Genomic DNA, 5,193 nt, shown 5'->3' on the forward strand with positions numbered 1-5,193 from the left:
ATCTTGATTAACGGTAGAGGCGATTGCTGTCTGTACGGCGAATTCCAGGGCAGAATGAGCACTCCGGTCGGGAATTGGCCGTAAATGCCGTGTATCGCCTCTACCAATATGCAGACTGCGCACAGTCCAATACCGCCTAAAGAAACGCTGCACGGTCCGGCATCCCAGTCGATTCTGGCTGCAAGCCCGCTGCAAAGCTCCTCCGATCGCCAAGCATATACCAGTCATGCAATGTCATGGGCGTCGACCACATCAACGCAATTGGGGCTTGGGGCGTGCTGGCAGCAGGTCCTCACGCGAACGCTCAGGCCAGCAAATACACAATTGGTTATACCACCTTGTAAACCTTTTGCTTGTACTGTATATTTCGGAAGCATCTAGGGTTGAGTGGAGCAGGATCATTGTGCTCAGCTTGGCCATCAACAGAGGAAGACCAGAATGTCCGAAAAGCGGCTCTACCACACTGTCGCCCGCGCCATTCTCGACATGATTGAATCCGGCTCTTATCCGCCAGGGACGCGCTTGCCTGGCGAACGTGAGCTGGCCGAACGGTTTGGCGTGAGCCGGGTGGTTGTTCGAGAGGCGGAGATCTCACTTGAGGCCGTTGGCCGCGTCGAAATCAAAGTCGGCTCCGGCGTATACGTGCGTGACTCACTCGCCTCTGGCGGTCTAGCCCTTCCCGGAGTCACCCCGTTCGAGCTGACCCAGACACGCCTTCTGTTTGAATCTGAATGCGCTGCGCTTGCCGCAACAACGATCACCGACGATCAAATTGCCGGGCTCGAAGCAACCGTAAAGAAGATGGCAAACGCGTCACACGACTCTCCGGACGGAGAAGCAGCTGATCAGGATTTTCACATGCTGATTGCAAAAGCGACTGGCAATGAGGCGAACGTGTTTATGCTGCAGACCCTTTGGCGCATGCGAACAGAAATCGCTGCCGTGAAGCGCGTCTATTCAGCCGTGTGTCACAAAGATTCTGACCATCGGGTGAACGAGCACTCCGAAGTCATGGAAGCCCTCAGGCGCCGCGATCCTGACGCGGCCAGAGCGGCCATGCGAGGGCATTTCTCGAGACTTCTGAGCGCACTTCTCGATGCATCGGAACAACAAGCCATCGAAGATGCCAAACGAAAATCCCATGAAAACAGGGAACGGTACTTGCGGACGAATATTGGCGCCTGAATCGCCCCAAGCGGCGGCTCAAAGTCTTCGCTTCCAATTGTTTGAGCGATTTTGACGACCTGCCTGGCCCGTTCGACCGAAGCTGTAACCAGACTGACCGAGAGCGATCCAGTATCTTTCTGGCACCGTCCGGGAAATTGCTGCCTGCCGACATCCAATCCAAGCATCATGTAATCGACGGCTGAGAATCGCGCGGAATGCGCCGGAGAAAGCTTCAGCGATGGGGCCGAAAAACGGGCAATCGTTCCGGATGCTTTATCGTCGTCATCCGGATTTTGGCTCACGTTCTTCGACTAACAACAAATTTCCTCAACTTCCCTGAGCCGAAGCTCAGTGAAATCAAGGAATAGTTGTCAGAAAAATCAAGGAAATGGCGCGAGTGACGGGACTTGAACCCGCGACCTCCGGCGTGACAGGCCGGCACTCTAACCGACTGAGCTACACCCGCGTATTTCCTGCTGCCGCTAAGCAGCGAGCCGCCTCTCTAATCAAGGGGACTATGGCGGTCAAGCAAGGAACGTCAGGCCAAGTTCGATTATATGCATTTCAGGCGACATTCATCAGACACAATGTACATATAATGGACAGCTACACAGGAAACAGGACCCTCCTATGAAACGAATTTTGCTCATTGTCGCGGGTATCGTCGGCTTTCTGGTCGTTGCCGCGATGGTCGTGCCCTTTCTGGTGCCACGCGATGTCTACAAGACCCAGATCGAGAAGGCCGCGACAGATGCGCTGCAACGGGACGTAAAACTGACCGGCGACGTCAAAATCTCGGTGTTCCCAAGGATTTCAGCGAGCGTTGGTGGGGTCACCGTCGCGAATCCCGCAGGATTCGACCGGCCGAACATGATCGAAGCGGGGGAATTGCGCGGGTCTGTCAAATGGCTGCCCCTCCTGTCGCGCCGGGTCGATGTCCAGGAAATCTCCTTCGTCGATGCCAATGTCGACCTTCACCGCATGGCCAACGGAACCGCCAACTGGGAGTTCGGAACGCAGGCCAGCGACGAATCCGGTTCTGACGGTTCCAGCGGCGGATTCGATGCAGGAATCGCATCGGCGCGCCTGAAGAATGCGAACCTCACCTATCGCGACGATGTGGCAGGCTCAGCCTATGACGTGAAGGAACTGGACCTCCAGGCCTCGCTCCAGGCACTCGATAAACCGCTCAAGGCCAAAGCGTCCGGCCTGTTCCAGGACGAGCAGTTTGACGTGGACCTGCAGATTGATTCGCCGGACGCCCTGACCAAAGGCACACAGGCCGCCGTAACCTTCGCATTGGACTCCACGCTCGGCAAAGCAGGGTATGACGGCAGCGTCACACTCGGCGACGCGCCTGCCCTGTCCGGCGCGTTCTCAGCGAGTTCAGATGCGCTGGCAAAGTTTGCAGCCTTCGCGGGTGTCGATCTTCCGATGGACTTCTCGCGTCTTGGAAAGATCGATACAAAGGGCACATTGTCCGGCCCCTTCTCGGCGCTGAACATCGATATCGTCAGCTTCACCCAGTCATCGGACATGGCGAAGACGGATTTCACCGGCCAGATCCTGCTCTCCGAAGCCCCCACCATCACCGGTAACCTGGCCCTTTCGGCGCCGAGCATTGCTGACCTAGCGACTTTTTCGGGTGTGGAGATGCCGCTGAATCTTGCGCCTATGGGCGGGGTTTCGGCCAAGGCCAGCCTGTCCGGTGCGCTGACCGAACCAGCGATCCGATTTGAAACCCTGTCGATCAAGGGCAGCCAGATTGACGCGAACTATACCGGCGCCCTCACGCTCGGCGAAAAGCCTCTACTGGATGGCTCCATCTCGGCCGTGTTGCCACAGGCCGGTGATCTTGCGACGCAAATGGGTCTCGACCTTCCTGCCCGCAACGCCTTGGAGCGGGTGGAACTGAAGGGAGCGATCAAGGGGCCCGCCGATGCGCTCAATTTGAGCGGTCTGGACGTGAAGCATTCGGGCGCGCTGTTGAACGCCACCTATACAGGTGCCGTCGGCCTGGCGGGCGACGGGCGTATCGATGGCAAAGTTGCGGCTTCCAGCAATGAGCTGCGCGCCCTGCTGAAGGCGGCAGACGTCGAGATGGCGCCCGGTGAAACGCTCAAGACGTTCAACGTGGCCAGTGCAATCAAGGGCAGCTTCAAGACATTGTCCCTGACCAATCTCACGCTTGTGCTCGATGACATCACGGGCAAGGGCACCGCAGGTATAGATCTCACCGGCGACCGCCCGAAGATCACCGGCAACCTGGACATGGGACCGCTGGACCTGTCGCCGTTCCTTGGCGACGCTGATCAGGCGGCGAAACCGAAACAGGCCAGCACGGGCTGGAGCAAGGAACCGTTGGATCTTGCGGGCCTCAAAGCGGTGGATGCCGATGTGCAGATCACCACGAGCGCACTGACAGTCGGAAATGTGAAACTCACTGACGCGGCACTCGCCACCAAACTCAATCAAGGCGTTCTCACGGCCGACCTGTCGAAGTTCAAAGCGTTCGGTGGCGACTGGAACGGCAAATTGGGCGTTAACGCCCAGGGTGCCACGCCTGCCGTTGACTTCACGATGAATGGCAGCGGCGTCGGCATGTCGAGCCTGCTCGGCACGCTCGCGGGTTTCGATAAACTCAGCGGCACGGGTGGCTTTACCGTGACCGGTGCAGCCGCAGGCAACTCGATCAATGACATCATGAATGCGCTCGACGGCAAGGTTACGACCAACCTTGTGGACGGCGAGCTGAAGGGACTGAACGTCTCCCAGCTCGTGCGTAGCGCGCAGTCCCTGCAGCAGGCCCTGACGACCGGCAGTCTCAAGAACCTCGATTTTTCGTCAGCCCTGTCGCCCTCTGCGTCGACTGACTTTTCAAGCTTCGACACCGTGCTCACGATCAATGATGGTGTCGCCAATGTCGACCTGATGAAGCTGATCAACCCGGTGCTGGGCATTGATGGATCCGGCCAGATCAATCTTGGCGGGCAGGCGCTGGACCTCCGCCTCGCGACCAGTATCGACAAATCCGGTCAGGGAACCGGAAGCGTGGTTCAGTTGAACGGCATACCGGTTCCGGTGCGCATTTCAGGGTCATGGAACAAGCTTAAAGTGTCGCCGGATACGTCAGGCATCCAGTCGGCCTTGAAGGCTGAACTTGGCAACACGCTGAAAGACCAGCTATCCGACAAGATCGGCGGAGATGCCGGTGCCATTCTCGGGAATGTACTCGGCGTGCCCACCACCTCCGCACCAACCCCGGAGCCCACACCTGCCACCCCCACCGACGCGGCGCCCGAGACCGCGCAGCCGGAGGCCAAAGCACCCGTCACGCTTGAGAGCGCGGCGGAGCAAGCCGCGAGGGACGCGCTGGGCGACCTGTTCAAGAAGAAAAAGAAAGTCGAGCCAGCGCCTGCAGAACCGGAATAAGCTGGCTGTGGCTCAGAAGGGTTTGGTCAGGACGTATTCTATGAGCTGGCCGCGGGCCTCGAAGGCGAGTTTCACCCATCGGCCCTGCGCGTCATACCAGAGGTCGACGTCGATATCGGAATCCATCAGGTAGCGATTGGCTTCGACCGATGTGTCGCCGACACTCACGGTGTCGGGGCCCTTGTCCACGACATTGACCTCGATCAGTTCGCCATCCTCAGTGGAGAGCAACTGCCCTGCCAGGGTCTGCGCCACATTCCAGTGGCTGGACGGGAGGATGCCGACCGGGACCTGGCCTGTATATTCTGTTCCGGTGACATCAAGCACGTTGCCGACACGCATGGCGCTCACCGAGCCGTCATCGCCATTGTCATTCACCGCGCCTTTCAGGGCGACCAGCTGGCCGTCTTTCCACGTTTCGGTGGCATCCAAGGCGTATCGAAACAGCGTAATCGGGCCCAGGCCAGCCTTCAGGCGGACGTCGGTTGTTGCCTTCAGCGTGCCGTCCGGTGCGACGTCGAACGACACCGTATGGGTGCCGAAAGGTTTGCCCTCGCGAAGCACGTGGAAGCTGATTTCATCACCATCTTTCGG

3 protein-coding genes and 1 tRNA gene are annotated in these 5,193 nt (G+C 58.6%); 2 read left to right on the forward strand and 2 right to left on the reverse strand.

The genetic code is table 11. The annotated features are described in order from the left end of the window. The first annotated feature begins 438 nt into the window (after positions 1–438). Positions 439–1,185: a FadR/GntR family transcriptional regulator gene (locus tag AADA04_RS14495; RefSeq protein WP_340693991.1), complete on the forward strand. Its 747-nt coding sequence runs from the start codon at positions 439–441 to the stop codon at positions 1,183–1,185. A 371-nt stretch (positions 1,186–1,556) separates the two neighbouring features. Here the strand turns inward: AADA04_RS14495 and AADA04_RS14500 are convergent. Beyond that, positions 1,557–1,633: transfer RNA gene (locus tag AADA04_RS14500), tRNA-Asp, on the reverse strand. A gap of 164 nt (positions 1,634–1,797) precedes the next feature. On the opposite strand from AADA04_RS14500, the gene AADA04_RS14505 reads away from it, so the two are divergent. Then, the gene (locus AADA04_RS14505; RefSeq protein ID WP_340693992.1) at positions 1,798–4,599 is read left to right on the forward strand and encodes an AsmA family protein; all 2,802 of its coding nucleotides are present in this window, start codon (positions 1,798–1,800) and stop codon (positions 4,597–4,599) included. A 12-nt stretch (positions 4,600–4,611) separates the two neighbouring features. Here AADA04_RS14505 and AADA04_RS14510 read toward each other — a convergent pair. Next, positions 4,612–5,193: DUF6134 family protein (locus AADA04_RS14510; protein ID WP_340693993.1), on the reverse strand; the 582-nt coding region annotated here is incomplete at its 5' end.

Origin of the sequence: Hyphomonas sp. (assembly GCF_037969335.1) — a bacterium.
GTDB lineage: Bacteria > Pseudomonadota > Alphaproteobacteria > Caulobacterales > Hyphomonadaceae > Hyphomonas.

Excerpts from the sequence above, each read along its gene's own strand:
- AADA04_RS14495 (WP_340693991.1), top strand. The coding sequence starts at position 439 with ATGTCCGAAAAGCGGCTCTACCACACTGTCGCCCGCGCCATTCTCGAC.
- AADA04_RS14505 (WP_340693992.1), top strand. The coding sequence starts at position 1,798 with ATGAAACGAATTTTGCTCATTGTCGCGGGTATCGTCGGCTTTCTGGTC.